Below are 1,417 nucleotides of genomic sequence, written 5' to 3' on the forward strand. Positions count from 1 at the left end.
GGATTACGTCCGTATAATTGTGTAAAAAGAAAGAGTCATTTCATTCCCTTTTGACCAAACTGTTTTTGTCCAACCAAAAACAAATCGAAAAGAGGAAATGAAATGACTCAATTACAGTTTACCCTGGATATGGAAGATTTAAAAGAGATGGTGATGAGTTCGAACATGGAAGCGGTGGTTCGATCTTCGATTGTGTTGATCTTAAATGAGTACATGGAGAAAGAGCGAGATGCGTACATGCAGGCAGATCACTATGAGCGAAGCGGGGAACGACAGGACTACCGAAACGGCTATTATGAGCGAGCATACACGCTAAACATTGGGAAGGTCGAGCTCAGGGTCCCCCGTACACGAAGCGGGGAATTTTCGCCTACCATCTTTGAAAAGTACGCGCGGATGGATCAAGCTTTTATGATTTCTATGCTCGAAATGGTGATCCACGGCGTCTCCACGCGGAAGGTAACCCATATCGTGGAGCAGCTTTGCGGTGAACGCGTCTCAAAATCGTTTGTCTCCTCTCTCACGGAGAAGCTGGATCCGATTGTGAACGCGTGGGCAGACCGACCGTTAAACACGGTGTACTATCCGTACGTGTTTGCGGATGCGATGTACACGAAAGTCCGCGAGCACCACAAAGTGGTCTCGAAAGCCATTTATATTATGACGGCGATTCGAGAAGATGGCCGTCGGGAGATCCTCGGGCTCCATGTGGACCATAGTGAGAGTTTTGAGAGTTGGTTCACATGCTTTGAAAAGTTGAAATCACGGGGGTTGCAGTCGCCAAAGTTGATCATCTCCGATGCCCATCAAGGCTTACAGAAAGCCATCCAACGCGCGTTCATTGGGACGAGCTGGCAACGATGCAACGTCCATTTTAAACGAAACATCTTAGACCGCGCGCCGAAAAAAGAGGCGCACGAGTTTCGCCGCATGGTAAAACGCATTTTTGAGGCTGTGACGATCGAAGACACCCGACAGTTTAAACAAGAATGCATGGAGAAGTTTGCGGATCAACCCAAATATGACAAAGCGCTTCAACTGCTTGATGAAGGGTTTGACGACACGATCCAATACATGACAGAGCCCGAGCACATCCGAATCCACATTCGCAGCACAAACTCTTTAGAACGTCTCAACCAAGAAGTGCGCCGACGCGAGCGTGTCATCCGGGTTTTTCCAAACACCCAATCGGCGTTTCGTCTCGTCGGTGCAGTGCTGATGCATTATCAAGAAACCATCTACGACAAACGACAATCACTGACCAAATAGCGCGTCATCACGGACCATCCACCCATGAAGCGTGTCACCCTTGATGGTGAATGTCAAAGTGGAAAGCCTTTGACATCCCCCACCCAGCGTGAGGATCAAAGGCATGGATGGTTCGCTGAGAAAAGCGCTAAGGGGGAGGACCCGCTGT

General features: G+C 48.9%; 1 protein-coding gene. It reads left to right on the plus strand.

The window, feature by feature from the left end; translation table 11 throughout:
* Positions 1-102 precede the first annotated feature (102 nt).
* Entirely contained in the window at positions 103-1,269 is a 1,167-nt protein-coding gene (locus tag JCM19039_RS21195) for an IS256 family transposase (RefSeq protein ID WP_042431107.1), read from the plus strand.
* Positions 1,270-1,417 lie beyond the last annotated feature (148 nt).

The sequence above is a fragment of the Geomicrobium sp. JCM 19039 genome, assembly GCF_000698145.1.
Taxonomy (GTDB): Bacteria; Bacillota; Bacilli; order Bacillales; family Marinococcaceae; genus Geomicrobium_A.